This is a genomic window from Pseudomonas gingeri, assembly GCF_013385425.1.
Lineage (GTDB): Bacteria > Pseudomonadota > Gammaproteobacteria > Pseudomonadales > Pseudomonadaceae > Aquipseudomonas > Aquipseudomonas gingeri_D.
This window is the reverse complement of record NZ_JACAQA010000023.1, coordinates 1-1,265: the sequence shown is the minus strand read 5'-3', so window position 1 is coordinate 1,265 and position 1,265 is coordinate 1. Positions and strand designations below refer to the sequence as shown.

General features: G+C 53.5%; 1 protein-coding gene. It reads left to right on the top strand.

Features of this window, described 5'->3' with window-relative positions; genetic code table 11:
• The first annotated feature begins 228 nt into the window (after positions 1–228).
• The gene (locus tag HX830_RS24340) at positions 229–1,158 is read left to right on the top strand and encodes an IS110 family transposase (RefSeq protein WP_177103118.1); all 930 of its coding nucleotides are present in this window, start codon (positions 229–231) and stop codon (positions 1,156–1,158) included.
• Positions 1,159–1,265: the final 107 nt, after the last annotated feature.

The window sequence follows — 1,265 nt, the reverse complement described above, 5'->3', positions numbered from 1 at the left end:
ATCGCCAGCAAGCCGGCTTGTGTCTGGCGTCAGGATTAGACTGGTGGTGAGAGCGGTGAGTGGCAAGCTGAATGCCGGCAGTGCTTAAAGCACGTGTAGGAGCTCATGCTGCCACTCACCCCTCCGCCCTGGTTATTGAGCCCGAACAGTTGAACGAGCCCACCTCGAACAGTTACAAGCGTGGGCCCAGCCAGAGCGCTCTCACCTTGAGTGTAAGAGGATTTGGCCATGTTTACCTGTGCTGGCATCGACGTTTCTAAAGACACCCTGCAGATCGAACTTGATCCACAAGGGATGGGGGCGGTTTTTCCCAATGACATCAATGACTTTTCAAGGATGGTTGAGTGGCTGAAGCGCCATCAAGTCAATCGTGCATTGCTGGAAGCGACCGGTGGCTACGAGCGAAGAGCCATGAAAGCACTCCAGGCGGCAGGTTTCGAAGTCCTGCGAGTCAACCCTTGCCGAGCCAAAAGCTTTGCTAGAGCCATGGGGCTGCATGCCAAAACTGATCCGATAGATGCGCGTCTTCTCGCGCAGTTTGCAGCGGTTATCCAATCTCCCGAAAGCCGAATCACAAATGCCGAGCAGGACAACTTGCGTGCATTGGTACAACAGCGGGAAAATTTTGTTCAGCAGAGAGATGACGACAAACGGCGGCTGAAAACGACCTGTTCTGAGATCGTGAAACCTGCATTGCAGAGCCATATCGACTACTTACGCAAGGCCATAAAGTCGATAGAAAAACTGATGGGACAAAGTGCTGAACAGCTGGACAGCAAGAAAGTGGCCCGTCTGTGCTCGGTCAAAGGCATAGGGCTCGTGACGGCCGCCAGCCTAATGTCCTACCTCCCCGAGTTGGGCGAGGTGGGCAGGCACGAGATCGCCGCATTAGCAGGTGTAGCCCCCTATAACGACGACAGCGGCAAGCATAAAGGTAAGCGTCACATCAGCGGTGGACGGTTTGCTGTGAGGCGCTCGTTGTACATGGCCAGCTGGATCGTAATTCGGTATCAGCCAGAATTTAATGCCCGATACAAGGCGTTACGCGACAAAGGCAAATGCGCCAAAGTGGCACTCATCGCCTGCATGCGAGTCTTGCTGATCCGCTTGAACGCGATGATCCGTGACGGTTCTGAATGGAAAGAACACGTCGCCTAATGTGGCTGCGGTTGTTTCCTTAAGAAATTGCATGGCCTAGAGCTGTGGGAGCTTGACCGTCCCTTGAAATGATTTTCAAAAAAACGGTCAAGACAGTTGCTCCTACA